The following is a 25,734-nucleotide window of genomic DNA, read 5'->3' on the forward strand; positions in this document are numbered from 1 at the left end:
GTGGATGACAAACCGTCCCTCCATCTTTTACTGTAGAAGCACCAACTATGAAGACCGACCTCTCGTTCGCCACTCCGAGTCAGATTGAAACTGAATGCCTCGTCGTCACCGTCCTTGATCGCGGACAAAAAGAGAAGAACGAAACCGCGCTCGATATCAGCGACGCCGCTGTGCGCTCTGCTGCAGCTGACCTTATCTCTAGCGGTGAAGTAACCGCCAAAATCTTTGAAACCGTGATGTTGCACCGCCCCGCTGGCTTAAAAGCAAAGCGTTTGCTGTTGATTGGCGGCGGCAAGGCTGACAATTTCACCGGATACGAGCTTCGCAAACTCGCCGGCACAGCCGTACGCTTTCTTAAACCCAAAGGAATTCGAAGCTTCGCTTTCGTTGCACCCGAGAGTTGGTCGGGTCCAGCCAATCCCGCTTCACAGAGCACGTACGTTTTTGAGCGTGGCGACGCGCCGGATGCAGTCAAGTCCACCATTGAAGGCGCATTCGTCGGCAACTTCGATCCCGACACGTACAAGAGTGACCGCAAAGACCAGCGCATCGAAGCATTGACCGTGGTCGTCCGCGAGAAAAAGGATGAAGCCAAATTGCGGGCGGCCATGGAAGAAGCTCGCATCATCGGCGAATCGCAGAATTTCACCCGCGAACTAGTGAATGAACCCGGCAACCGCCTCACGCCGACTGTCCTCGCACAACGCGCTCGCAAGATGGTGGAAGAGATCGCTCCGCGTTCCGACAATCTGCGCGTAGAAACCTACGGCGCCGACAAGATCAAAGAATTGAAGATGGGGGCATTCTGGAGCGTGGCCCAGGGATCGGACGAGCCGCCCGCCTTGATCGTGATTCGTTACGAGCCCAAAGATGCACCGGACAAACCGGTGCTTGGTCTGGTAGGCAAAGGCATCACCTTCGACAGCGGCGGCATTTCGATCAAGCCGAGCGATGGCATGGAGAAGATGAAGTACGACATGGCTGGCGGCGCGGCCATGATCGGCGCCATGCGAGCCATTGCGCTGCTCAAGCCCAAAGTGCGTGTTATCGGGATTGTTTGTGCCACCGAGAACATGCCCTCCGGGCACGCCCAAAAGCCGGGTGATGTGCAGATCGCGATGTCTGGCAAATCCATAGAGATCATCAACACGGACGCCGAGGGCCGCCTGGTCCTCGCCGACGGACTTCACTATGCTCGCCAGCTCGGCTGCACTCACCTGATTGACGCCGCCACGCTCACCGGCGCGGTAGTGGTGGCACTGGGCATGGTCAACGCCGGCATCTTCACCAACAACGAAGAGATCTTCGAGCGCTTCAGTCGCGCTCTCCAGCGCTCGGGTGAAAAGATGTGGCGCATGCCCCTCGACGAAGAATACAAAGAGATGATCCGCTCCAATATCGCGGACATGATGAACACTGGAGGGCGTTACGGGGGAGCCGTCACCGCAGCCATGTTCCTGAAGGAATTTGCCGAAGAAACACCCTGGCTTCACCTCGACATTGCGGGCACGGCCTGGATGGAAGAGAACAAGGCCTGGATCGCGAAAGGACCTTCGGGCATCGCAGTACGCTCGCTGGTCGAGTTCGTAAAGGACCTTGCCAAAGATGGTGCCGGCCAGGCTGGCTCCGCCGGCGGACAAGGCAGCCGAGGCATCGGAACCCAGGCGGCCCAGAAGAGATCGGACAGCGGCGCGGGATTATAGGCCGGAACCGATACACCGTCCCGCTACATGACCGGCGGCACGCCGATTCCCATGACCTCCAGTACGCGGATCAGTTCGCGCCGCACAACTGCCGCCGTGGCAAACAGGAATTTTCTGCGCTCTTGGTCGGGTTCGGCGATAATGCGGTGCCGGTGATAGAAATTATTGAACATCTGCGCCAGTTGAAAGGCGTGTTTGGCGGCGTAGGCCGGTTCTGTGGTGGCGATGCACTGGTCTACCACGAATGAGGTTTTCGAGGCTGCCAGCCACAACTCCCAGATTTCGTTTCCCGCTTCACCTTCAAGAAATTTGCTGAAGTCAATGCCGCCGCTATCGAGGGTCTCGGGATCTACTTCTCCTTTGCGAAAAATATTGGTCGCCCGTACCACCGCGTATTGTGCATAAGGCCCGGTGTCGCCTTCGAAGCTGAGCGCGTCCTTAAAATCGAATGCAATCACCGAATTCTTGGTGAACTTAAGCATGAAATAGCGCAAAGCGCCGAGAGCAATCTGTTTTGCAATATTGGCACGTTCGCTCTCACTGAGCTCAGGATGCCGTGGGCCCACTTCGCGCTGCGCAGATGCGATTAGCGCATCAATCAGGTCGTCGGCTTTGACCCCAAAGCCGCGCCGGCCAGAAACTTCGATGTAGGCCTTGCCCCATTCGTCCTCGGAAAGCTGATACCCCAATTCGGCGGCACAACGCGGGGTGAGCGCCACCATCTCGTAAGAGAAATGGGTATAGTGGTCTGCCTGTTCCGCGTAACCCAGCGCGCGTAGCGCTTCGATGACGGTGTTCTGCGCTTCAGCTTGTCTCGCGTCAATCACGTTGTAGATGGCGCGTACACCGCCGAAATGAGGATGGTCAGGACTCCCGTATTTCGGGTCAGTTGAGATCCAGCATTCGTGACCATTGGGGTAGCGGAAGAAGCGCTGGTATCCAAAATCCTTGCCGAGGAGGCCAAACTTCCACAAGTGATAGGCGATATCTTTGCCAACATACCCGACGGTGCCATTGGAGCGGACGATCACCTTCTGATCTTCTTCCGCCACCTCGGCCTGGGCGCCCTCTGTGCCCGTAGCCGCTTGCGTGTTCACCCGCCGCATCACCCAACAACCTGCGTTTTTGCCTCGAGTTTCCAAATAGAGCACGCCTTTTTCTTTTAACTGTTGGAAGGCGGCATCCCAGAAATGCAAATGGAGAATCTCGCTCTCTCGCGGCAGAAAGTCGTACTCGACCTCCAGCCGCTCCATAGTCTGCAGGTGAATGCGCAGAATTGCGGTCGAGATCAGGTCGGCAATTTGGGCGAGTTCTCCGCCCTTTTCGATTTCGTGCAACGTTCGGGAGCGTGCTTCGAGGTTCTTCTTGTCTTGCTCGTACCACTGCGAGACTCGCGCATACAAGTCCCAGCAGTAGTAGTCAAAGCGGGGCCTTGGAGTTCGAATCAGAGCTTCTATTTCGGCTTTGCTCTTCTTTTCCAGCTCCACAAATCCCACGACCACATCGGCCACCTGCACCCCAGTGTTATCAATGTAGTTCTGAACATCCACTTCACGCCTGGCCGAGCGCAGCAAGCGAACAAAGGTGTCTCCCAGGATGGCGTTGCGCAGATGCCCGATATGCGCCGCCTTATTGGGGTTGATGCTGGTGTGCTCAACCAGAATTTTGCCGGCTTCGGGTTCGGTTTGCGGACGACGCCCCTCCGCCATCGCGCGGGCCAGTTCGTCACGCTTCACACGAGCGTTGATGTAGCCCGCGCCAGCAACTTCCAGCTTCTCGAAGCCATCGATTGGTCCTATGTTGGCAACAATCTCTTCCGCGATTTTGCGCGGCGGACGGCGCAGCTTCTTGGCCAACTCGAAGGCTAAAGGAAGCGCGTACTCCCCCAGTTCGACTCGTGGCGGCTGCTCGACAACGATATTAGGGACGTCCAGATCGTACTGTCGGCGCAGAAAGGCACGCACTTGGTTTACCAGCCGAAGTTGCAGGGAGCGGTACACGGAAATCCTTGTAAGCTGTTGAAGAAACAGTGATTATAACAAAGGCCGTGTCCGGTCCCGGTTTGACGCGATTCATGCCCTTCCCTATCATGAAAGTTCTAGCGCCCGCTTTCGCGTCAACTATGCGCATTGCCTACCTTGATTGCTTCTCTGGGATCAGCGGCGACATGTTTCTTGGCGCCCTACTCGACGCAGGAGTTCGTCCGGAGTTGCTAGAAGAGACGGTCGCAGAATTGAATATTGGCGCCCGCCTCGAGATTTCGCGGGTGCATCGCAGCGGGATCAGCGCAACCAAGGTGGATGTTTACTCCCATGGGGAGAAAGACCTGCCCCGCGAGGAGTACATCAAGCAGCGGGATCAACACGCTCACCAGCACAGTCCTGAACACACTCACGATCATTCTCACGACCAAGGACACCAGGATCATGTCGGGCACGGTCATGAACATTCGCACGCGAGGCATCACCAACATGACGAGCACATCCATGGTCGAGGATTAAACGAGATTCGAGAGATCATCCAGCGTTCCAGGATCAGCGAAACTGCCAAAGCTACTGCAATCGCCATCTTCGAGAATCTGGGCGCCGCTGAAGCTAAGATCCACAATGTTCCGATCGAGACTGTGCACTTCCATGAAGTAGGCGCAGTGGACGCGATGGTTGATATTGTGTGCGCCGCGGTGGGCGCAGAGTCGTTGAATGTTGATGAATGGGTATGCTCGCCCCTCAACGTTGGCAGCGGCACGGTGGTTTGTGCTCACGGCACACTGCCAATTCCTGCTCCCGCGACCATTGAATTGCTGAAAGGCGCTCCAGTTTATTCATCCGGTCCCCAGGCAGAACTGGTGACGCCTACGGGCGCTGCGATTGCGAAGACTCTGGTACGGCGATTTGGCACAGTTCCTGCCATGAAAATCGAAAAGACAGGCTATGGTGCGGGTACACGCGATTTTTCCGGCTATCCCAACGTGATGCGGATCACGATTGGAGAGGCGCAGCCCGGCGCTGGGGTTGAAGCTACCCAAGCTGGCGCCCATTTGATCGAGGAGACCATTACCGTGCTTGAGGCCAACCTCGACGACTTAAATCCGCAGGTCTTCGGCTACGTCATTGATCGTGCGCTTGCGGAGGGCGCTCTGGAGGCGTTCGGCACGCCCCTGCTGATGAAGAAAAACCGTCCCGGCATGCTGCTGACCCTCCTGGCACGCCCGCAGGACGCCGACCGACTGGCGCGCCTGATCTTTGACGAAACCACCACGCTTGGCGTCCGTCGCCGTGACGAACGGCGACAAGCGCTTAATCGCCGCTGGGTGGACGTGCAGACGCAGTGGGGCAAAGTGCGGATGAAGATCGGCAGTCTGAACGGCACGGTCACCAATTATTCGCCGGAATATGAGGATTGCCGGCACATCGCCGCGCAACAACATCTTCCGTTAAAGAGCGTCATGCAAGAGGCGATCCGCATCTATTTGGGAACATCGCACAACGAGCAGCATGGATAAGAAGTTCTACATCACCACACCGATCTACTACGTCAATGCGCAGCCACACATTGGGCACGCGTACACCACCATCGTGTGCGATGCCTTAGCGCGCCGCCAGCGGATGCTTGGAGTGGACACGTTTTTTCTAACCGGGACCGACGAACACGGGGTGCATGTGGAACGCGCCGCGCAGGCGGCCGGTAAACCGGCGCAAAAGTGGGCCGATGAGATCTCTTCTTCTTTCCGCCAGCTTTGGGACAAGCTGGGCCTGACGTACGACAAATTTATCCGCACCACCGATCCCGAACACAAGCGGGGCGTGCAGGAAATGTTCCGCCGGCTTCGCGACAACGGTTACATCTACAAGGGAAAGTACACCGGCCAGTATTGCGTTTTTGACGAATTGTACGTAGATGCTGCTGGCCCCGGCGCGCCCTGTCCCGAGTGTGGGCGTCCAACCGAGACGGTGAGCGAAGAAAACTATTTCTTTAAACTGTCGGCATTCCAGAACCGACTGTTGCAGCTGTATCACGATCAACCGGGGTTTATCTGTCCGGAGACGCGCCGCAATGAAGTAATTTCATTTGTGCGCTCGGGACTGCGCGATCTTTCGGTCACTCGCAGCACTTTTCGTTGGGGCGTCCCCGTGCCCGACGATCCCGGCCACGTAATTTATGTCTGGCTGGATGCTCTCAGTAATTACTGCACAGCTATAGGATTCGGTTCGCCGGACAAGGCCGACCAGCAGCGCTTTCAGCATTACTGGCCCGCCGACGTGCACATGATCGGCAAGGAGATTGTCCGCTTTCACTGCGTGTATTGGCCGGCATTTCTGATGGCGGCAGGATTGGAGCTCCCGAAATCTATCGTTGCCCACGGATGGCTGCTGTTCGAGGAGGACAAGATGTCCAAGTCGCGCGGCAATGTGGTGCGCGCGGAAACCATTATTGATGTGCTGGGAGCAGACGCGCTGCGCTACTTTCTATTGCGGGAGATCGTCTTCGGACAGGACGGTTCGTTCTCTTTCGACGCTTTGGTGCAGCGTTATAACTCCGACTTGGCAAACGATCTCGGGAACCTGGCCAGTCGCACACTGACCATGATCACGCGATATTTTCGCGGTGAAGTTCCCTATCCCTCCGCGAGCGCAACCCGAGTTCCCGCAGATGACGCAATAGCGGATGTGGCCCGCAAAGCCATTGCCGAGTTCAGCTCTCATTTTGAACGCTATGAATTCTCTCGAGCGCTGGAGAGCGCGTGGACGCTGGTTGCTGCCGTCAACAAATATATCGTCGAGAACGAGCCTTGGACGCTCGGCGAGAAGCAGGACGACGCCAGCCTGTCGCGATTGGCCACGGTGCTTTATACCAGTGCGGAAGCGTTGCGCATCGTCACCGCCCTCGCACACCCGATGATTCCTCAAGCGACGGCGCGCATTTGGGCCCAACTGGGGCTGGGAAATATCAGCAAGTTTGACCTTTCCAGCCTGAAGTGGGGACAGCTTCCGCTGGCGACTAAAGTGGGCAAAGTAGAGGGAGTATTCCCGCGAGCGGACAAGAGCTCAGTGGAGAGAATGAAGAACATGGAAGAAGAACGCCGCCCTGCTGCAGCGAAAGAATCCGCGGAAACAGTCGCGAGCGGGCAATCGCAACCCGCAGCCGCAGTTGCCGGCAGGAATTCTCCGGCTGGAACCGGTGCGCAGGCAGGACAACCCGCAACCCAGGCTGTCGCTGGTCCTTCTGCAGCGGCCGCGCAGTCGGCTTCGCTGAATGGGAAGATCAGCATCGACGATTTTGCAAAGATTGAATTGCGTGTCGGACAAGTAAAGGTCGCGGAAAAGGTAAAAGGCGCCGACAAACTGCTGCGCCTGGAAGTGGACATCGGCAGCGAGGTGCGGCAGGTGGTGGCCGGCATTGCCGAAGCCTATGCTCCGGAATCGCTCATCGGTCGCAAGGTTGTAATCGTCGCCAATCTTGCGCCTCGCAAACTGCGGGGGCTTGAATCCAACGGCATGATCGTCGCCGCTTCATTCGGCGAAAAAGGCACCCCTGTGCTGGCGGGCTTCCTGGAAGATGTCCCCATCGGCGCGCGGCTTAAGTAATTCCCATTCTTCTTTCGGAGATACTCCCTCGCTCATGTTCGTTGACTCCCATGCCCACCTTGAAATGGAGCAGTTCAATGCCGATCGCCAATCGGTGCTCGAGCGTGCACGGGCCGCGGGAGTGGAAAACATCGTCGCCATCGGCAGCGGCACCGGGCCCGGCTCCCTCGCATGCGGAGTCGAGCTAGCCGAGAAGTACGATTGGGTATATGCCACCATCGGTATTCATCCTCACGAAGCCAAATTGGCGACCGATGCTGATTTTGCGGAGTTGGCAACTCTGGCCAAAAATCCGCGGGTGATTGCGTGGGGGGAAATCGGCCTGGACTACTTTTACGATCACTCGCCGCGCGATGTCCAGCAACAAGTATTCGTCCGCCAAATGGAATTGGCGGGCCAGGCGCGGCTGCCGATCGTGATCCACTGCCGGCCTTCTGCGAACAGCAACGACGCGTGGCAGGATTGCCTGGCACTTCTGCGCCAGCACTGGGGCAAGACCGCGCTGGGCGGAGTTTTGCATTGCTTCACTGGGATCATCGAGCACGCCAGGGCCGCGCTTGATCTCGGCTTTGTCATTTCTTTTGCGGGGAATGTCACCTTTCCCAAAGCAGAGAATATTCGCGAAGCGGCTCGTGAAGTTCCGCTCGACCGCATGTTCATTGAGACTGATTCGCCTTTCCTCGCCCCCGTTCCTCATCGCGGGAAGCGAAACGAGCCCGCCTTTGTGGTGGATGTTGCCCGCAAGATTGCAGAGCTCCGAGGGCTTTCGCCTGAGCAGATAGGGGAGCAGACCAGCCGCAATTTCTTCGACTTTTTCAAGCTGCAGAACTCTAATTCAAGTAAGTCGGTTTGAACGCCCGCGTGCCGTATACTCATAGGTTGCGCGGCCGCACCCAATAAGCGTATGCCTGAGAATTCATTCGATATCGTTAGCAAAATTGACCTGCAGGAGGTCTCGAATGCCATCCAGCAGGCGTTAAAAGAGATTCATACCCGCTTCGACCTCAAGGACTCGAAATCTAATATCGCACTCGAAGGCAAGGACGCCATCATCCTGACCTCCCAGGACGAGTACAAACTCAAGGCAGTGAATGACGTGTTTCAGCAACGCCTCGTCAAGCGGGGTGTACCTTTGAAGGGTCTGGTCTACGGCGCAATTGAGCCTGCCGCCGCGTCAACGGTGCGCCAACGCATTTCCTTGCAACAAGGTATTCCCATCGAGAAAGCTCGCGAGATTGTGAAAGTGATCAAGAATTCCAAGCACAAGGTGCAGGCCGCGATCCAAGCCGACCTGGTGCGGGTCAGTAGTAAAGACCGCGATACGCTACAGTCGGTGATTGCATTGTTGCGCGGCAATGATTTCGGCATTGACATGCAGTTTGTGAATTACCGTACCAACTGACAGCCCAACTGAACGTGGTCACAACGGTCCCCATCACGCCGCAGTCGGTATTCGATCTGGTGCGGGACGATCTTGTCGCCATTGAGCGAGAATTTGGGCGCGACACGGTTTCCAGTGTCGGGGCCATCACCGAGATTGGTGAGCATCTTCGAGCTGGAGGCGGCAAGCGGCTGCGGCCGGCACTGCTCATTCTTTCAGCAAAACTCTGCGGTTATAACGGGCGGGGCGCTATCCGGCTGGGCACCGTGGTCGAGATCATTCATACCGCCACCCTGGTGCACGACGACATCATTGATGAGGCGCAAACCCGCCGCGGACGGCCGGCCGCCAACACCCAGTGGGGAAATTCCAGGTGCGTGCTGGCCGGCGATTGGCTATACATGCAGGCGTTCAAGATCGCCGTGGAAGAACGCAATTTCCGCATTCTCGACACTCTGATTGAGCTCACCCAACAAATGGTCGAAGGCGAGCTCATGCAGATGGAAAAGCTCGGACGTTGCATCAGTCTGGATGAGCATTTTGACCTCATCTACCGCAAAACAGCGTGTTTGTTTTCCGTCTGCATGCGATTAGGCGGAATTCTGGGCGGCGTGACCGCGGAGCAGGAGCAACGACTCGCGGATTATGGCCGCAACCTGGGAATGGCATTCCAAATCGTGGACGATGTGCTCGATCTGACGGCGTCAGAAGACGTGCTGGGCAAGCCTGTGGCCAGCGATCTGCGCGAGGGCAAGGTCACCATGCCGGTCATTCACGCGCTCGAGCGCTGTACGCCTGCCGAACGGGAGAAAATCGAGCAAGTGCTCGCTGAGCGAGCTTTCCAGAGTGTCAGCCATGGCGACATCCTCCAGATCTTGAGCCTGTACGGCTCGCTCGAAGCCGCCAGCGCCCGTGCCCAGCACTATGCCGAAGCGGCGCGCACTGCGATTTGCACATTCCCCGATTCGGAAATTAAGCGCGCCTTATTGTGGGCGCCGGAGTTCGTGGTCGCCCGAGAGAAGTAGAAATCTAAACGCAGAGTTCGCAAAGAATCTAGCGCGCAGGAGCTGCCGAAAATCTCAAATTCTTTACGGCTAACAATCGGGAGTCTCTGCGTACCCTGCGTTAAAAGCCTTTGACCTCACTACCCCAAAGCGAAGTCGAAATAAAATTTGTGGTTCCCGATATTCCCACCCTCGAGGGAAAGCTGCGCTCTGCCGGTTTTCACGTCGAAACCCCGCGCACTCACGAATTGAACACGCTCTACGATTTTCCCGACCAACAGTTACGCAGAAGAGGTGAGCTGTTACGGTTGCGCCAGTACGGTCCCACGTGGACGCTGACCCATAAAGCCCCCGGACAACGCGGAATTCACAAGAGCCGAATCGAAACAGAAACTAGGGTTGCCGATGGCGAGAACCTGCATGCCATTCTGCTCGCGCTCGGTTTAAAACCGGGTTTCCGTTATGAGAAGTTTCGGGCGGAATGGAGCGACGGTCGTGGCCATGTGGTTATAGACCAGACTCCCATTGGCAACTTAGCGGAGATCGAAGGCGAGCCCGACTGGATTGAAAGAACAGCGAAGGAGCTGGGGGTCTCCCGTGAACAATACATTACCCAGAACTATGCTGACCTCTTTCGCGACTGGAAAAAACGGACCCGCAGCCCCGCCGAAGAGATGACATTCGCTGCCACCGGCACTCCTGCCAGCTAGACTATTGATTTCAAAATTGAGTTCTCAGGCCTTCACGCCGCAGCACTTCTTGTACTTCTTGCCGGAGCCGCAAGGACAGGGGTCATTGCGTCCGATTTTGGCGCCGCGCACCACCTGCTGCACCGGCTGGTATTCGCCCGAACCTGCCATGCGCGCCTGTTCCAATTCGCGACGCTTCTTACGCTGAAATTCTTCCTCTAATTCATCCACTGAAGTCGCGCGTCGCCGTGGATGGTGACCGTCACCGCCACCGGGCACCAATACCGGTTCGCCGCCTTCGGGCCCGCCGATTTCAATCGCCGGAAGCGCGCCTGCGCGTGCCGCCTCGGCGGCCTCGCCACCCATCACCTGCATCAGGTACAAGTAGCGCACGGTATCTTCCTGGTAGCGCGCCATCATGGCTTCAAACATGTCAAAAGATTCGCGCTTGTACTCCACCACGGGATCGTGCTGCCCGTAGCCGCGCAGCCCAATTCCCTCTTTCAGGTGGTCCATGTTGAGCAGGTGGTCTTTCCACTGCGAATCCAACACGCTCAACATGATCATGCGCTCGTGATAACGCATGGCTTCAGCGCCGATCAACTTTTCTTTGGCTTCGTAGCGCTGCCTCAAGGTCTCGAAGATTGCATCGCCCATTTCCTGCCGGCTCAGCTCCTCCGGCTTGATGCCTTCGGCAATAATGTCAACTCCGAAGCGGGTGAAGATTTCGTTCTTCAGCGCCTTCACATCCCACTGGTCGGCATGCTTGTCCTTGCCGGCATACTTGTCCATCAAGTCGCTGAGAATGCCAGAGACGTAGTCTTCGAGAATGAGCTCTTTCTGATCCAGCCCTTCCAGCAATTGATGACGCAGACCGTAAACCGCCTCACGCTGCTTGTTCATTACGTCGTCGTATTCCAGCAGGTGTTTGCGGGCTTCGAAGTTCTGGGCTTCCACGGCTTTCTGTGCAGCCTCGATTCGCCGAGAAATCAGGCGCGACTCGATGGGCACGCCCTCTTCCATCCCCAATCGCTGCAGCAGGTTTGAGACCCACTCCTTGGCAAAGATGCGCATCAGGTCATCTTCTAGCGACAGGTAAAAACGTGAGGAACCGGGATCGCCCTGTCGGCCGGCACGGCCACGCAGCTGGTTATCAATGCGCCGCGCCTCGTGCCGTTCCGTCCCCAGAATGTGTAGCCCCCCGAGGCCGACTACATCACCGTGTTCAACATCGGTCTGAGCTTTGTACTTGGAATAAATCTCGGTCCATTTCTCCGTCGGGCAACGGAACTCATTGCCGGAATAATAGAAGTATGTGGTCGTGGGATCGTCGGGTCGAACTTCAACCGCGCCGGCTGCCTGCTTTACCGGCTGCGCCAAGCCCTTTTTCATACATTCCTGCTTGGCCATGAACTCGGCATTGCCGCCGAGCAGAATGTCAGTTCCGCGACCTGCCATGTTGGTGGCGATGGTCACCGCGCCTTTACGGCCTGCCTGAGCTACGATCTCAGCTTCTTTTTCGTGGAACTTGGCATTGAGCACTACGTGTTTGACATTCTTCTTTTTTAGCAGGTCGGAAAGGCGCTCTGACTTCTCAATCGACGTGGTGCCCACCAGTATTGGGCGGCCTTCCTTGTTCATTTTTTGAATCTCATCGGCGGCGGCAAAGTATTTCTCCCGCTCGGTGCGATAAACGATGTCCGGGTTCTCCAGGCGCAACAGTTGTTTATTGGTTGGAATGACAAGCACGTCCAGCTTGTAGATCTTGTCGAACTCTGTAGCTTCGGTTTCCGCTGTACCGGTCATTCCCGCGAGCTTTTGGTACATGCGGAAGTAGTTCTGGAAGGTGATCGTGGCCAGAGTTTGATTCTCCCGCTCAACCTTTACGTTCTCCTTGGCCTCGATCGCCTGGTGCAGGCCGTCAGACCAGCGGCGGCCAGGCATCAAACGCCCGGTAAACTCGTCCACGATGATGACTTCGCCGTCTTTCACTACGTACTCAACATCGCGGTGATAGAGAGCGTGCGCCTTCACCGCAGTTTCAACGTGGTGCTTGAGGTCCCAGTTTTCAGGGTCGGCAATGTTGCCGATGCCGAGCAGCTGCTCGACCTTCTCCCAGCCCTCGTCGGTGACGGTGATGGTCTTGTGCTTCTCATCAATCACGTAATCGCCAGTGAGGACTTTTTCTTCGATGGACTTCTGGATCTCCTCGCCCCTCTCCAGCTTGGGCAGAATGCGGTTGACCTTGTAGTACTTGTCGGTGGATTCCTCGCTCGCCCCGCTGATGATGAGCGGAGTGCGGGCCTCGTCAATCAGGATAGAGTCAACTTCGTCAACAATTGCAAAATTATGACCGCGTTGTACGCAGTCCTTGAGGTCGAACTTCATGTTGTCGCGAAGGTAGTCAAAGCCGAATTCATTGTTAGTGCCGTAGGTAACATCAGCGCCGTATGCTTCACGGCGCTCCTCATCGTCGAGGTCGTGGACAATCACGCCTACGGTCAAACCAAGAAATTTGTAAAGCTTGCCCATCCATTCGGAGTCGCGTTTAGCCAGGTAGTCGTTCACCGTGACCACGTGCACGCCACGCCCGGTGAGCGCGTTAAGGTAAACCGGAAGGGTGGCGACCAAGGTCTTTCCTTCACCGGTTTTCATTTCAGCAATTCTGCCCTGGTGAAGCACCATGCCGCCGATAAGCTGCACGTCGAAATGCCGCATATTGAGCACACGACGGCCAGCCTCACGGGCCACTGCAAAAGCCTCGGGGAGGATTTCTTCAAGTACATCTTTTAAAGCCTGGTTCCGCTCACTCTCTAGCTGCTTTGTCCGCTCAGGGTCGCCTTCGGAATCATCCTGAAAGGTGGACAGTCGCTCCTGGATGCGGGCGCGGAATTCGTCGGTCTTGGCGCGTAGCTCTTCGTCGCTCAAAGCCTGCATAGCTGGTTCGAGCGCATTGATCTGAGCCACTCGAGGCTGCAGGCGCTTGACCTCCCGCTCATTGCGGGTGCCGAAAACCTTGGCGACTAAGGTGTTAATCAAAGGTATGTTCCTGAACGGGCGCGGCGCGAACCAAGCGCCTATCTACACAATTATTGAGCCTAACACAGTTAGATGCGGGTACTCCCGCTAAGGTACCGGGTTCAAAGGGGTAGAGTTAATGGCAAAAAATGCCGGATTCGGAAGTAAAGAAAGCCCCCGAAGCAAAAAAAGAGCAGGGCACGGGGCCCTGCTCTGAAAGACGGTGCTTACGCTGCACGCCGGCTGCGGCGCCGCGAGCTTGTTTTCCGAGCTTCGCGTCCGCTGTCTTCTTCCTCTTCTCCCATCCCCATCTGCTCTGGCTTAAGCTTCTTGCTGAAGGCTTCCATCTTTCGTTCGGTTTGCTGCTCCTCTTTTAAGTTTTGCTTGAGCAGTTGAACGGCTTTGCGGTGCCCCATTTCCTGCGCCAGTTGGATCAGCCCCTCGTATGAAGTGATCTCGTAACGCTCCACCTTGAGCGCAGCCTCGGTATTGAAAATGTCCAGAATGTCAGGCGAAGGGTTTTCCTCCTGGAAATTGTCATGTTCCTGAATCAACCCACGAATACCGGCGCACTCCTCCGTTTCTGCCTGCTCTTCTAGAGACTCGAATACCTGCTCCAGGCGCTCCGCCTGTTTTTGCGTCTGTTCGCGATGACTTTCAAATGCCTTGCGCAACTCCGGACGGCTGGATTCCTCCGCCTGTTTTCCCAAAGCCTCAACTAACTGACGCTCCGCGTCCAACGTATCTTTCAACCCATGAAGAAATAGCTCATGCGCAGTCTGCATAGTTCCTCCTGAAAAAGATCAATTCCGAATTGCCATTGAGATGCGAAAAAACTATGCAGGGAGAGCCAGGACTGGTCTTGGGCCTTGCTTGGCTTTCGGGTTATAGTCCTCGGCAGAGATGCCCACTTTTTACAGCCGTTTCCGGGAATGCGCTGAGACGTACCCGCGCCTGGTTGCGGTCGAGATGCAGCAGGGGGAGGCGGTTGAGAGCTTCACCTACGCCGAGCTGCGCCGTATGGCGGAATCGGTTGGCCAATGGCTGGTGAACAGCGGCTACCCTGCCGGCGCGCGCTGCTCCATCCTGGCCGCCAACAGCCCGCGTTGGGTGGCTGCCTACCTCGGTGTGCTGGCGGCCGGCTGCTCTGCCGTGCCCTTGGACACGGCTTTCCACTCCGACCAGGTTTCCAAGCTGCTCGAGGACAGTGGCAGCTCTCTTCTTATTATTGATTCCAAACACCTGCCGGTGGCGCGACAGGCGATCGGAGAACCGGGCCTTCCCTTGCTGCTGCTTGATGGCGACCCGAGCGAGGTTAGCGGATCGCTTGGCGCAGCCCGAGCACAGACCGCCGATCTCGTAAGCCTGGATGAAATCCTGACCACTCAATCGGAAGAGTTTGAGCCGGTGTCTGCGCCGCAAGATGCTATTGCCGCCATCCTCTATACCTCGGGCACAACCTCAGATCCTAAAGGCGTCATGCTCACGCACGACAATCTGCTGGGCGAGATCGAATCAGTTTTCAGGTTTCTCCCGGTCGGCCCCGACGACGCCATTCTCGGTGTCTTACCTTTGTTCCACGCTCTGGCGCAGATGGCAAACCTGCTGCTTCCATTAGTTCGTGGCGCTCGCATCGTCTATCTGGAAACTCTGAATACTGCGGAGCTGCTGCGAGCTCTTCGCGAACGTGAAATCACGCTCTTCTGTTGCGTGCCACAATTCTTTTATCTGATCCATGAGCGCATTCTGAAGGAAATTTCCCGCCGTGGCCCCCTTGCTCGCGGCAGTTTTCGCGCATTGCTGTCCGTCTCGCGCGCCGCTCGCAGCCTGGGATGGAACGCCGGGAAACTTTTCTTTCGGCCGGTTCACCAGATGTTGGGAAGGAAGATGCGCTACCTCATCACAGGCGGCTCCCGCTTTGACGCTGGTATTGGCCGCGATTTCTACGCCCTCGGGTTCGACATTCTGCAGGCCTATGGATTGACGGAGACCACAGGTGGCGCCACCTGTACCCGTCCGGGCAGCAATGTGATCGGTTCCGTAGGGACGCCCCTGCCTGGGACGGAAGTCAAACTGCTCAATCCCCGAACGCCAGAGGACGGCTCAACCCCAGAGGTTGGCGAGATCGCGATTCGGGGCCGCATCGTCATGAAAGGCTACTACCAGCGTCCCGAGGCCACGGCTGAGGTACTTCAGGATGGCTGGCTTCGTACCGGCGACCTGGGTTATTTCGATCATGACGGCAACCTGTTCATCACCGGCCGCCAAAAAGAAATTATTGTCCTCAGCTCCGGTAAGAATATTTATCCCGAGGAGATCGAACAGCACTATCTGAAGTCTCCTTGGATCGAAGAAGTCTGTGTGCTGGGTCTGCAGAGCCGTCCCGGGGAACCCGTATCAGAGCGCCTGCATGCCGTGATCGTGCCGAATTTTCAACGGCTTCGGGAGCAGAAGATCGGCAACATCAAGGAGATCTTGCGCTTCCATATCGAAGGACTCTCAGCCCAACTGCCTGCCACCAAGCGCATTCTGAGCTATGACATCTGGCAAACTGACTTGCCGCGCACCACCACCCGCAAGCTGAAGAGATTTGAAATCGAGAAGTTAGTCAGAGCGGGTGCGGAACAGGCGGATCCTGGCGAAACTTCTGCCGCCCGGCCGCTCAGCCCAGAAGATCGCGACTGGCTGGAGCGTCCCGGAGTGCAGCGCGCATTGCAGATCGTTCGCGGCGCAACTTCCGCGGCACGAGAGATCCGCCCAACTGACAACCTGGATCTCGACATCGGTCTCGACTCCATGCAACGCGTCGAGCTGCTGATGAGCCTGCAGGAAGAGTTCGGCTCCGATCTGCCCGAGTCCGTAATGGCCGAGGTCTATACGGTGCGAGAGCTGGTAGACGCGGTGCTTGCCAAGACCAGCTCACAGCAAGGCATCGCTCCCAGAGGACGAATTTCGTGGGAAGCGGTGTTCAGTGACGCTGAAGCTCCGAATGAAGAGGTGATAGCGGCAACCAGCCGACGTCCTCTGCTCGACAGCTTCGCCTTTGTGATGTCGCGACTCCTGCAGCTACTCTGCCGCGACCTTTTTCAATTGCGGGTCACTGGCATGGAAAAGCTGCCGGAACACGGTCCGTTTATTGTTTGCCCCAACCACCAGAGTTTTCTTGATCCAGTGGTGCTCATCACGCTCGCATCCTGGTCCGTATTTCGCGACGGCTTCTCCGTAGGGACCAGCGAGATTTTTGGCTCCGGCGTCGGCCGAAAGATTGCCCGGCTGCTGAAGATCATCGTGGTTGATCCCGACGCCAACCTGGTGCCCGCGCTGCGCGCCTGCGCCTACGGCCTACGCCGGGGTAAAGTTCTTATGCTTTTTCCCGAGGGCGAGCGCAGCATTGATGGCCTCCCCAGGACCTTCAAGAAAGGCGCAGCGATTCTGGCCACCCATCTGCACGTGCCGATCTATCCAGTCGCTTTGGACGGCTTTTACGATGCTTGGCCGCGGGGAAAGAGATTTCAAGGATTTAAGCCGTTGCGAGTGGCGTTTGGCGATCCCATCCTGCCCCCGGGGACGAGCGAGAATCCAGAGGAAGCGCACGAACGGATTACGGCGGAGTTGAAGGCGCGTGTGGTAGAGATGTGGAAAGAGTTACGGCGCGAACTCAAACCAGAACCATCGTAACTATGTATGCCTTACGTGGGCACAGGCGCCTCGCCTGTGCATGGCGGAGCTCGCCCGGACAGCCGAGGGCGGCTGTCCCCTCGGCTATTTCGCCCGCGGATGAGTGCGCTCGTAAACCTGCATCACATGCTTTATTGAGAGCTGCGTGTAGCGCTGCGTGGTTGAGAGCCGCTCATGCCCCAGCAGTTCCTGAATGGCACGCAGGTCAGCCCCTTCTTCCAGCATATGGGTGCCGAAGGCATGACGCAGCGTGTGCGGGTGGACATCAGGCGATAGTCCCTTGGCTACGGCTATTTTCTTTACGATCCGCCCCACACTGCGCGTTGTCAGGCGGCCTCCGCGGCGGTTTACCAGCAGCGCGGGAGTGCTCCTGCCTGCAGCGGAAATCATCTTGTGGCGTGCTGGCAAATAGCTGTCCAGAGCGGATTTCGCCGATTCTCCGAAAGGCACAATGCGCTCTTTCTTGCCTTTGCCGCGTACCAGGATTGCCTCGTCGGCTCGGCGAATATCTTCCAGGTTGATGCCGACCAGCTCAGAATTGCGAATGCCGCAGCCGTAGAGCAGCTCGAGCATCAGTAAGTCGCGCTCAGGAAAAGCCGCTGCTGTTTCCGGCATCTCGCCGTCGAGCACGGCGTTCATCTCTGAAATCGTGGGGACCCGCGGCAGTTTCTTCGGCAATCGCGGCGTGGCCACCAACGTGGCAGGGTTCTGCTCCACAACGCCCTCGCGCGCCAGCCACCGATACAGGGATCTCACAGCAGCCAGCGCGCGCGCCACTGAGGTCTTGCTCAATCCACGGTCATACAAGTAAGAGAGAAATCCGCGAATGCGGACGTGATCTATGTCGTTGAGCCGAGCTTCTCCCAGGTAACCCGAAAAGGCGCGCAGGTCTTTGCGATATGCCGTGATGGTATGGAGAGAGGCGTTGCGCGCCTCCAGATGTCGCAGAAACTCCTTGACCACGGTGTTGATGTTCGTCTTCAGCATTGCGTCATTGAATCAACAGTTCAGTCAGCCCATCTTCTTCTTCGCCCGCGGATGGTGCTGGCGATACACATTCTTTAGCCTGTCGAGCGCCACATGGGTGTAAACCTGCGTGGTGCTGATGTCGGCGTGCCCGAGAAGTGTTTGCACGGTGCGCAGGTCGGCGCCGTTCTCCACCATGTGGGTGGCGCAACTATGGCGAAGCATGTGCGGGCTGGCGTGGCGACCGGTCGAAGTGGAAGCCACGCCAACCATCTGCCAGACCCGCTGCCGGCTCAACGCTCGACCACCGCGGCCGACGAATACTAAAGGCGAGTTCCCTTCCGCCAGCAGGGTCTTTCGGCCTCGCGCAAGATAATCCGTGATCGCAAGTCGCGCGCCGCGGCCCAGCGGCACGATGCGTTCTTTGTCTCCCTTGCCGCGCACCAGCACACAGCCGGAATCGAGTTTCACATCGTCGAGCTTTACCCCGATGATCTCAGAGACGCGCAGCGCTCCCGCGTAGAGAACCTCCAGCATGGCCCGATCCCGCAGGCCCAGAGCCTCGTCCTGCTTTCCCACCGGGGCTTTGGACGGGCGGCGCAGCAGCGCTTCCATTTCTTGCCGGGCAAGCGCTTTGGGAAGCACCTTCCACTGTCGAGGCGATTCCAGGTTCAACGTGGGATCATGCGTCACATGGCGGTCCAGCAGTAGATAGCGATACAACTGCCGCAGAGCGGAGAGTTTGCGGCCGACCGAGCGACCGTCAACGCCATAAGAAAGTAATTCCTGGATAAACTCGCTGACCTCTTTGCGGCGAGCGGCGGCCAGCGTACGCTTGCGCTTGCCCAAAAACTCGCAGAACTGGCGGACGTCTGCGGCGTACGCGGCGATGCTTAGCGGCGCCAGGCCTTTTTCTACCTTCAGAAAGGCAAGAAACGATTGGACCACGCGTTCGTTCGGCGCGCCGGAAGACACGACCGTAGTATGCGCGTTATCGGACGCCATGGGAATTACGACTAGGCTTCCGCTCAGGTTTATGAAACTGCCGACTTGCGCGCGGGTTCGACTGCTACAGCGCCGGCATTCTCCAGCAATTCAGCGGCGTACAGCGCGCCTTCCGGAGTGTCCTCGTGCTTGAAAAATGTGAATACTTCGCGACCGGTTAATAATTGTTGCCCCATCTTCTCCGCGATCTCCTTGCGCTCCGCTTCGGAGTATTCGGGTTTGCGCAAACGGTAATAGCAGAAATCGGCAGTGCAGACATCCGGGCAGGTCAAATCTTCGCTCTCCGCCACACATAGCGCCGCATTGTGTTTCCTCAGGACCTCGTACACGGAATCAGAAAACCACGAAAGGTGGCGGAACTCGAAAGCGCAGCGCAGGGCGGGTGGCAGGGTGCCCAGGAAATTCCCCAATGTCACCGGGTCAGCCTTGAAGTTGGGCGGCAGCTGGAACAGCGCTGGGCCGAGCTTGCCGGCGCGCAGCAGCGGCTCCAGCGAGCCCACAAATCTGCGCACCATCTCGTCCGTATCTTTCAAGCGCTTGATGTGTGTAATCACCTGATGGGCCTTAACGCAAAAGCAGAACTCCTCGGGCGTTTCGTCAATCCAGTTCAGCAGGCTTTTCTCGCTCGGGAGATGGCGGAAGGTGTAGTTCACCTCCACCGCGTTCAACCGACTAGCGTAATAGTTCAGGAATTTTTTCTGGGCCAGTTTGGGCGGATAAAAGGCCGGCTTCCAGTTTGGGTATGCCCAGCCCGAAGTCCCTGCATGCAGTTTGACCATGATAATTTTCCCCGGAGCTGCTCCTCTAGGCTCGTTTCCGGGGAGATGCTTTTCTGGAAGTTGCTCCCGCCCGGGTGGTGCTCTTGGGCGGCGCCACTCGCCTGGTTTTTGGACGACCAGCTCCGGCGGCTAGCGATTTGACCGCACTCAGTTTCTCAGCCGCGGGGCCCTCAATAGCTCCCAAATCCGGCAACTTTTGCTTCAGCTCCAGCACGGGCACAAAGAGATCTCCTGATTTCTCCATTCGTTCGATTACTTGCGCAGCCTCGAACACGAGCATACTGGCATTCTTCCTGGCGAGAGCCTGCTCGACCTCCTCCCAGGTTACGGGGGTGGACCCTGTCGGCCGTTCTTTTGCCCGTAGAGAATAGACGCAAACCGTCGTCTTGTGGTCGTCGTTCTGGCTCCAGTCCACGAAGACCTTCCCCACGCGCAGCACCTTCTTCATGTCAGAGACTACCTTGTCCGGGTGCTCCCGTTCGAGCAGCCGCGCCAAAGCATGCGCGAAACCCTTGGTCTGATCGTAGGTCACCGGGGTGTTCAGCGGGACATAAACCTGGAGGCCCTTCGAGCCGGATGTCTTGGCAAAGCTTTGCAGGCCGAAGTGCCCCAGCACCTGCCTCACCCGCAGCCCTACTTCGCAGCATTGCACGATGTTCGCCGGTTCGCCGGGATCAAGGTCAAAAACCATCATGGTCGGCCGCATGATGTCTTTCGCCAATGACAGTGATGTGTGCAGCTCGAGGTCGGCAAGATTCGCGGCCCACACCAGCGTGGGCAGGTCTTCGACCAGGCAGTAGTCCATCCAGCGGTTATTGCCCTCGCTCCAGACCTTGGCTGTCTTTACCCATTCAGGCCGGTGGCTTGGACAGTTCTTCTCATAGAAGTGCTGTCCGGTAACCCCGTTCGGGTATCGCTTCATGGTGAGGGGTCGGCCGCGCAGGTGGGGTAGGAGCACCGGGGCGATGCGAACGTAATAATCAATGACCTGGCCTTTGGTGAAACCGACCGCCGGATACATCACCTTGTCCAGGTTGGAGAGCTCAAGGTGCTTGCCTTGAATTTCGACATTCGTGGTTGTTCTAGCCACTGATTCTTTCCCATTGACCACCGCTATCGCGGCGGCAGACATCTAGGTCCTCACATCTTGGATGCTGCAAGACCAGCCACAAGCCCAGCCGGGCAAAAGCCTGCTTCTTCTCACTTTTTGTGCAACGCCACAACTGCTTGCTGCGGCGCAACATCCAAGCCTCTGTGCCTGAACGCGAAGCTAAAGCGCTGCCCATCAGTTCCTCTGTCCCGCCCGTCTTTCCGCCGGAACAGGAACAGCTTTTTCGCGAGGTCTTGGGAGTATTGAATAACGCCCAGGTGCCCTACGTCGTTTCGGGCGCTTTCGCTCTGCAGCAGCATACCGGAATCGGGCGCGACACGAAGGATTTGGATGTTTTCTTGCCCCCGGAAAATGTCCGTGGCGCCCTTGAAGCTCTGATTAACGATGGCTTCAGTTGCGATGTTGCCGACCCGGTTTGGCTGGCAAAAGCACATCGCGGTGACTTCTACGTTGACCTGATCTGTGGCATGAGCAATGGAGTCATAACCGTGGATCCCTCCTGGATCCAGCGCGGATCGCCCGCCGAGCTGTTCGGCGTGCCAACGCAAGTGCTTGCACCGGAAGAGTTGATCGCCTCCAAGCTGTTTGTCACCCGGCGGGAGCGATTCGACGGCGCCGACATCGCGCACGTTATCTTTGGCACTCGGGGTCTGCTGGACTGGCAACGTTTACTGGAACTTGCCGGAGCACACTGGGGAGTGCTGTTCTGGCAACTGGTGCTCTTCCAATACGTTTACCCGGCGCACGCCACCTTTGTGCCAGGTCATGTGTGGCACGACCTGCTAGGCCGATTCCAGGAAGAATTGCAGCACCCAGACCCCAAAGCGGAGTTTCGCGGCAGCTTAATTGACGAGAAGATGTTCGCCATTGATGTGAATGAGTGGGGCATGGCGAACCTGGTGGATGAGGCGCGGGATCGTAGAGAGCCTAAGCTCTCTCTGCCGGAAACCTGCCCGGTTGCCCATCTGGACGTTCCGCCGGCGGACCCGGAGCGCAAAGCCTCGTAAGCACGATGAGAATCGCTGCCACAGCCGATTTACATTTCAGCCCACAAAGCTACGATCGCATCCGCGATCAAATGAGCCGCATACGCGACCAGGCGGACCTGCTTATTGTTGCCGGTGACTTGACGAATTACGGCACCGTACAGGAAATGGAATCGTTGCTGAACGCATTAGTACGGGTGCGCGTACCCGTGGTCGCCGTGCTCGGCAATCACGATTACGAGAGCGGTCACGAAGTTGAACTGATGCGGATGATGACTGCGGAAGGAATCAAAGTTTTGGACGGCACTGCTTACGAACGCGATGGTGTCGGATTCGCCGGCACCAAAGGATTTGCCGGTGGGTTCGGTCGAGGTGTCCTTACCGCATTCGGCGAGGCGCCCATAAAAGCTTTTGTTCAAGCAGGAATTGATGAGGCGTTGAAGCTGGAGCGCGCCATGGCGCAATTGCGCACGGAAAAGCGCGTGGTGGTATTGCACTACGCGCCTATTGGCGCCACCGTTCAAGGCGAGGTACCGGAGATTTATCCTTATTTGGGGACATCTCGTCTCGGAGAAGTGGTTGATCGTCACGGCGCAAACGCGGTTGTTCATGGCCACGCCCACCACGGCCACCCCGAAGGCCGAACCACGGCTGGTATACCCGTTTACAACGTGGGATTGCCGCTGCTCATGTCACGCGATTCGGCAACGCCCTACCGTATTATTGACCTCTAGGGTTTGACAATCCAAGGTCTCACCTCTTAACTTCGATGTTTCCCTTCCGGCAGCAACTCTTTGGAGGTCGGATGACATTCCGGATTGCCAGACTCATCGTCGTGCTTGTTATCTTCACCCAATTCGGTTGGTCACAAGATATTGCTTCCTTTGAAAAGCGCATCACCGTGAAGCAACTTCCGAACGGCCTCACGCTGCTGGTCATGGAGCGGCCGGAAGCTCCGGTCTTCGCGTTTAACACCATTGTGGATTCGGGTTCAGTGCAGGACCCCAATGGCGAGACCGGTATCGCCCACATGTTCGAGCACATGGCCTTCAAGGGCACCGACAAGATTGGCACCACCAACTACGCAGCGGAAAAAGTTGCCCTCGAAAAAGTGGAAAAGGCCTATGCCGCTTATCGCCAAGAGAAATACAAGATGGTGGGCCGAGATCCGCAGAAAGTTGCGGCGCTGGAAAAAGCCTGGAGGGACGCAATCGCCGAAGCCGACAAGTACGTTATCAAGAACCAGTTTGGCCAGCTTGTCGAGGCGAACGGCGGCGAAGATTTAAATGCTTCCACCAGTTGGGACGAGACGGAATATCACTATTCCATGCCAGCGAACCGGGTCGAGGTCTGGGCCTATCTGGAATCTGAGCGTTTCCTGCATCCCGTGATGCGCGAGTTCTATAAGGAGCGCGACGTTGTCATGGAAGAGCGCCGCATGCGTACCGATAGCCAACCCATCGGGCGGTTGATAGAGAAATTCCTGACCACCGCATTCGAAACATTCTCCTACCATCGGCCGACGGTTGGTTGGATGTCAGACCTGCAGTATTTCTCCGCCAGCGACGCCAAACAGTTTTTTGACACCTACTACGTGCCGGCAAACATGGTGGTGGCGGTGGTCGGAGAGGTGAAAGCTGCGGAGGTAATGCCCATCATGGAGAAATATTTTGGCAGGCTGCCCGCGCGCCCCAAACCGGAACCAATCCACACCGAGGAGCCGCCGCAGAATTCGCAACGCGAAGCCGTGCTGCACGAAATAGCTCAACCTTTTTACCTTGAAGGCTATCACCGCCCGGATTATCGCGACCCGGACGACGCAGTTTACGATGTGATGACTGACCTAATGTCGGATGGCCGTACCTCTCGGCTCTTTCGCACACTGGTTCGAGACAAGAAAATCGCCGCAGATGCGGCCGGCTTCAGCGGATTTCCCGGAACTAAGTACCCTCATCTGTTTGCCTTTTACGCGGTCCCTATACCCGGCCACAGCACCGAAGAGTTGCGGCAGGCAATCCACGCAGAAATCGAGCGCCTTAAGACCACCGACGTAACCGACGAAGAAATGAAAATGGTCAAGACTCGGCTGCGGGCCAATCTTATTCGTGGCTTGGACGACAACGCTGGATTGGCGTCCCAGCTGGCAACCCATCAGGTCCGGTTCGGCGACTGGCGTGAACTGTTTCGCGAAATAGACCGTGTGGAGAAGGTCAGCAAGGCTGATGTTCGCCGCGTTGCCAACAAAACTTTCACCCCAGAAAACCGGACGGTAGGCGTTATTGAGAACCGTCCTTCGCCAGCGCCAGCAAAGGCCGGGGGTGCCCAATGACGTTTTGCTCAAAAATATTGGCCGCGCTCTTGCTGCTTGCGACAGCCATGTTTGCCCAGGTTCCCGATCTGGAAAACATCAAGATTCCGCCACTGCCAGATTTTCATCCGGTACAGCCCAAGCGCATTCAGCTCTCCAATGGCATGGTGATCTTCTTACAAGAGGACCACGAGCTACCTCTCATCGACGGTGTTGCCAGAATCCGCGGTGGATCACGTGCTGAACCGGCCCAGAAAACCGGTCTGGTGAGCATCTACGGCGAAGTCTGGCGTACCGGTGGCACAACCAAGCGAACCGGGGACCAGCTAGATGACTTATTGGAGGCCCACGCAGCCAAAGTTGAAACCAGCGGTGGCGCGGACTCAACTTCCATTTCCTTGTCTTGCCTGAAGCAGGATTTCGTCGATGTTTTTACCGCCTTCGTCGAAGTGATGCGGCAGCCCGCATTTCGCGAAGACAAAATAGAGCTGGCTAAGTTTCAGGAGAATACCGCTATTTCGCGCCGCAACGACGACATCAACCAGATTGCCGGGCGGGAGGCAGCTAAGCTAGCCTACGGCCCCCAGAACCCCTACGCCCGCACCGCCGAGTACACAACTGTGGCTGCAATTACCCGCGATGATCTGGTTCGCTGGCACCAGACTTACGTACATCCCAACAACATCATCCTGGGGTTGGTTGGGGATTTCGACACCGCCCAGATGGAAGCACGTCTGCGCCAGACATTTGACCCGTGGCCTGCTGGTCCGCCGGCAAAGGAGCCAGTCCTGGAATTCCATAAGGCAAAGCCTGGCTACTACCTGGTGGCAAAAGAAGACGTCAACCAGAGCCTGATCCGCATGATTGACTTGGGGACAACGCGTCGGAATCCCGACTACCACGCTATCGACGTATTCAACGAGGCCTTCGCGAGCGGATTTTCTTCACGGCTGTTTAAGGAACTCCGTACCCGCCAGGGCCTTGCCTATTCCGTCGGCGGTGGTGTGGGGGCTGCGTACGATCATCCCGGCATAACCGATTTCGGAATTGGCACCAAGAGCCAGACAACCATTGCGTCGATCCAGGCCATGTACCGCGAAATTGACGACCTGCAACCTCATCCCGTTACCACTGAAGAACTCAAGCGCGCTAAAGATTACATCCTCAATTCGTTCGTTTTTAATTACGACTCGCCTTCGAAAGTGTTGCGCGAGCGCATGGCCTACGAGTTCTATCATTACCCTCCCGATTTTCTGGAGCGCTTTCGCGTTGGGATTGAGAAAGTAAAAAGTGAAGACGTGATGCGTGTGCCCCAGAAGTACATTCACAAAGATCAGTTCTCGGTATTGGTAGTGGGAAACACGCAGGAGTTCGACCGGCCGCTCTCTTCACTCGGCCCAGTCACCAACATAGACATAACCATACCCGGCTCGCCAGAAGCATCCGGGCCTGCGAAGCCGGGAGCGGCGGCCCCACCGCAGTGACCAACTCGGCTCTTTGACTTCCCCGCCCACGCAGCGT

Annotated in this window: 19 protein-coding genes; 12 read left to right on the forward strand and 7 right to left on the reverse strand. The window is 57.1% G+C overall.

All coding sequences use genetic code 11. The features are described from left to right. Positions 1 to 47 precede the first annotated feature (47 nt). Positions 48 to 1,703 carry a leucyl aminopeptidase gene (locus VFA76_11170; GenBank protein HZR32397.1) on the forward strand — a complete coding sequence of 552 codons (1,656 nt, stop codon included), beginning with the start codon at positions 48 to 50 and terminating at the stop codon, positions 1,701 to 1,703. Positions 1,704 to 1,726: 23 nt separating this feature from the next. Here VFA76_11170 and argS read toward each other — a convergent pair whose 3' ends face one another. After that, positions 1,727 to 3,703 carry an arginine--tRNA ligase gene (gene argS / locus VFA76_11175; protein ID HZR32398.1) on the reverse strand — a complete coding sequence of 659 codons (1,977 nt, stop codon included), beginning with the start codon at positions 3,701 to 3,703 and terminating at the stop codon, positions 1,727 to 1,729. Positions 3,704 to 3,777: 74 nt separating this feature from the next. On the opposite strand from argS, the gene larC reads away from it, so the two are divergent. From larC to VFA76_11205, 6 genes are all read left to right on the forward strand, one after another. Then, positions 3,778 to 5,205, forward strand: coding sequence for a nickel pincer cofactor biosynthesis protein LarC (larC, locus tag VFA76_11180; protein ID HZR32399.1), 1,428 nt, complete (start codon positions 3,778 to 3,780; stop codon positions 5,203 to 5,205). Beyond that, positions 5,198 to 7,288 (forward strand): methionine--tRNA ligase, encoded by a 2,091-nt coding sequence (metG, locus tag VFA76_11185; GenBank protein ID HZR32400.1) that lies wholly within the window; start codon positions 5,198 to 5,200, stop codon positions 7,286 to 7,288. The genes larC and metG overlap by 8 nt, the downstream gene beginning before the upstream one ends. A gap of 34 nt (positions 7,289 to 7,322) precedes the next feature. Further along, complete coding sequence (locus VFA76_11190) at positions 7,323 to 8,141, forward strand: TatD family hydrolase (protein ID HZR32401.1); 819 nt, start codon at positions 7,323 to 7,325, stop codon at positions 8,139 to 8,141. A gap of 51 nt (positions 8,142 to 8,192) precedes the next feature. Next, positions 8,193 to 8,690: a YajQ family cyclic di-GMP-binding protein gene (locus tag VFA76_11195; GenBank protein ID HZR32402.1), complete on the forward strand. Its 498-nt coding sequence runs from the start codon at positions 8,193 to 8,195 to the stop codon at positions 8,688 to 8,690. A 14-nt stretch (positions 8,691 to 8,704) separates the two neighbouring features. Continuing rightward, positions 8,705 to 9,694: a polyprenyl synthetase family protein gene (locus tag VFA76_11200; GenBank protein ID HZR32403.1), complete on the forward strand. Its 990-nt coding sequence runs from the start codon at positions 8,705 to 8,707 to the stop codon at positions 9,692 to 9,694. Positions 9,695 to 9,804: 110 nt separating this feature from the next. Beyond that, entirely contained in the window at positions 9,805 to 10,383 is a 579-nt protein-coding gene (locus VFA76_11205) for a class IV adenylate cyclase (GenBank protein HZR32404.1), read from the forward strand. Positions 10,384 to 10,407: 24 nt separating this feature from the next. Here the strand turns inward: VFA76_11205 and secA are convergent, their stop codons facing one another. Both secA and VFA76_11215 read right to left on the reverse strand, forming a co-directional pair. Next, positions 10,408 to 13,401, reverse strand: coding sequence for a preprotein translocase subunit SecA (gene secA, locus VFA76_11210; GenBank protein HZR32405.1), 2,994 nt, complete (start codon positions 13,399 to 13,401; stop codon positions 10,408 to 10,410). 206 nt (positions 13,402 to 13,607) lie between these two features. After that, positions 13,608 to 14,165 (reverse strand): DUF892 family protein, encoded by a 558-nt coding sequence (locus VFA76_11215; GenBank protein ID HZR32406.1) that lies wholly within the window; start codon positions 14,163 to 14,165, stop codon positions 13,608 to 13,610. Between the two features lie 118 nt (positions 14,166 to 14,283). Here VFA76_11215 and VFA76_11220 point away from each other — a divergent pair, with 118 nt between their 5' ends. Next, the gene (locus VFA76_11220) at positions 14,284 to 17,058 is read left to right on the forward strand and encodes an AMP-binding protein (protein ID HZR32407.1); all 2,775 of its coding nucleotides are present in this window, start codon (positions 14,284 to 14,286) and stop codon (positions 17,056 to 17,058) included. Between the two features lie 84 nt (positions 17,059 to 17,142). On the opposite strand, the gene VFA76_11225 is transcribed toward VFA76_11220, so the two are convergent. The 4 genes from VFA76_11225 to ligD are packed head-to-tail and all read right to left on the reverse strand — an operon-like array spanning position 17,143 to position 20,940. Next, positions 17,143 to 18,045 (reverse strand): tyrosine recombinase XerC, encoded by a 903-nt coding sequence (locus tag VFA76_11225; protein ID HZR32408.1) that lies wholly within the window; start codon positions 18,043 to 18,045, stop codon positions 17,143 to 17,145. A 24-nt stretch (positions 18,046 to 18,069) separates the two neighbouring features. Beyond that, a complete protein-coding gene (locus VFA76_11230; GenBank protein HZR32409.1) occupies positions 18,070 to 19,029 on the reverse strand; it encodes a tyrosine recombinase in 960 nt (319 codons plus the stop codon). Positions 19,030 to 19,058: 29 nt separating this feature from the next. Next, positions 19,059 to 19,808, reverse strand: a complete 750-nt coding sequence (locus VFA76_11235; protein HZR32410.1) for a DUF72 domain-containing protein — start codon at positions 19,806 to 19,808, stop codon at positions 19,059 to 19,061. A 25-nt stretch (positions 19,809 to 19,833) separates the two neighbouring features. Next, positions 19,834 to 20,940 (reverse strand): non-homologous end-joining DNA ligase, encoded by a 1,107-nt coding sequence (ligD, locus tag VFA76_11240; GenBank protein HZR32411.1) that lies wholly within the window; start codon positions 20,938 to 20,940, stop codon positions 19,834 to 19,836. Positions 20,941 to 21,062: 122 nt separating this feature from the next. On the opposite strand from ligD, the gene VFA76_11245 reads away from it, so the two are divergent. From VFA76_11245 to VFA76_11260, 4 genes are all read left to right on the forward strand, one after another. Continuing rightward, entirely contained in the window at positions 21,063 to 21,926 is an 864-nt protein-coding gene (locus VFA76_11245; GenBank protein HZR32412.1) for a nucleotidyltransferase, read from the forward strand. A 5-nt stretch (positions 21,927 to 21,931) separates the two neighbouring features. After that, on the forward strand, positions 21,932 to 22,639 hold the full coding sequence (locus VFA76_11250) for a metallophosphoesterase (GenBank protein HZR32413.1): 708 nt from the start codon (positions 21,932 to 21,934) through the stop codon (positions 22,637 to 22,639). Positions 22,640 to 22,710: 71 nt separating this feature from the next. Then, complete coding sequence (locus VFA76_11255; protein ID HZR32414.1) at positions 22,711 to 24,234, forward strand: pitrilysin family protein; 1,524 nt, start codon at positions 22,711 to 22,713, stop codon at positions 24,232 to 24,234. Next, on the forward strand, positions 24,231 to 25,697 hold the full coding sequence (locus tag VFA76_11260; protein ID HZR32415.1) for a pitrilysin family protein: 1,467 nt from the start codon (positions 24,231 to 24,233) through the stop codon (positions 25,695 to 25,697). Before VFA76_11255 ends, VFA76_11260 begins: the two co-directional genes overlap by 4 nt. Positions 25,698 to 25,734: the final 37 nt, after the last annotated feature.

This window comes from Terriglobales bacterium, from assembly GCA_035651655.1.
GTDB lineage: Bacteria > Acidobacteriota > Terriglobia > Terriglobales > Acidobacteriaceae > DASRFG01.

Coding starts and splice junctions, on each gene's coding strand:
- VFA76_11215 (HZR32406.1), bottom strand. CDS start 14,165: ATGCAGACTGCGCATGAGCTATTTCTTCATGGGTTGAAAGATACGTTG.
- larC (HZR32399.1), top strand. CDS start 3,778: ATGCCCTTCCCTATCATGAAAGTTCTAGCGCCCGCTTTCGCGTCAACT.
- VFA76_11235 (HZR32410.1), bottom strand. CDS start 19,808: ATGGTCAAACTGCATGCAGGGACTTCGGGCTGGGCATACCCAAACTGG.
- VFA76_11260 (HZR32415.1), top strand. CDS start 24,231: ATGACGTTTTGCTCAAAAATATTGGCCGCGCTCTTGCTGCTTGCGACA.
- ligD (HZR32411.1), bottom strand. CDS start 20,940: ATGTCTGCCGCCGCGATAGCGGTGGTCAATGGGAAAGAATCAGTGGCT.
- VFA76_11220 (HZR32407.1), top strand. CDS start 14,284: ATGCCCACTTTTTACAGCCGTTTCCGGGAATGCGCTGAGACGTACCCG.
- VFA76_11255 (HZR32414.1), top strand. CDS start 22,711: ATGACATTCCGGATTGCCAGACTCATCGTCGTGCTTGTTATCTTCACC.
- VFA76_11190 (HZR32401.1), top strand. CDS start 7,323: ATGTTCGTTGACTCCCATGCCCACCTTGAAATGGAGCAGTTCAATGCC.
- VFA76_11250 (HZR32413.1), top strand. CDS start 21,932: ATGAGAATCGCTGCCACAGCCGATTTACATTTCAGCCCACAAAGCTAC.
- VFA76_11230 (HZR32409.1), bottom strand. CDS start 19,029: ATGGCGTCCGATAACGCGCATACTACGGTCGTGTCTTCCGGCGCGCCG.
- VFA76_11170 (HZR32397.1), top strand. CDS start 48: ATGAAGACCGACCTCTCGTTCGCCACTCCGAGTCAGATTGAAACTGAA.
- VFA76_11195 (HZR32402.1), top strand. CDS start 8,193: ATGCCTGAGAATTCATTCGATATCGTTAGCAAAATTGACCTGCAGGAG.
- metG (HZR32400.1), top strand. CDS start 5,198: ATGGATAAGAAGTTCTACATCACCACACCGATCTACTACGTCAATGCG.
- VFA76_11225 (HZR32408.1), bottom strand. CDS start 18,045: ATGCTGAAGACGAACATCAACACCGTGGTCAAGGAGTTTCTGCGACAT.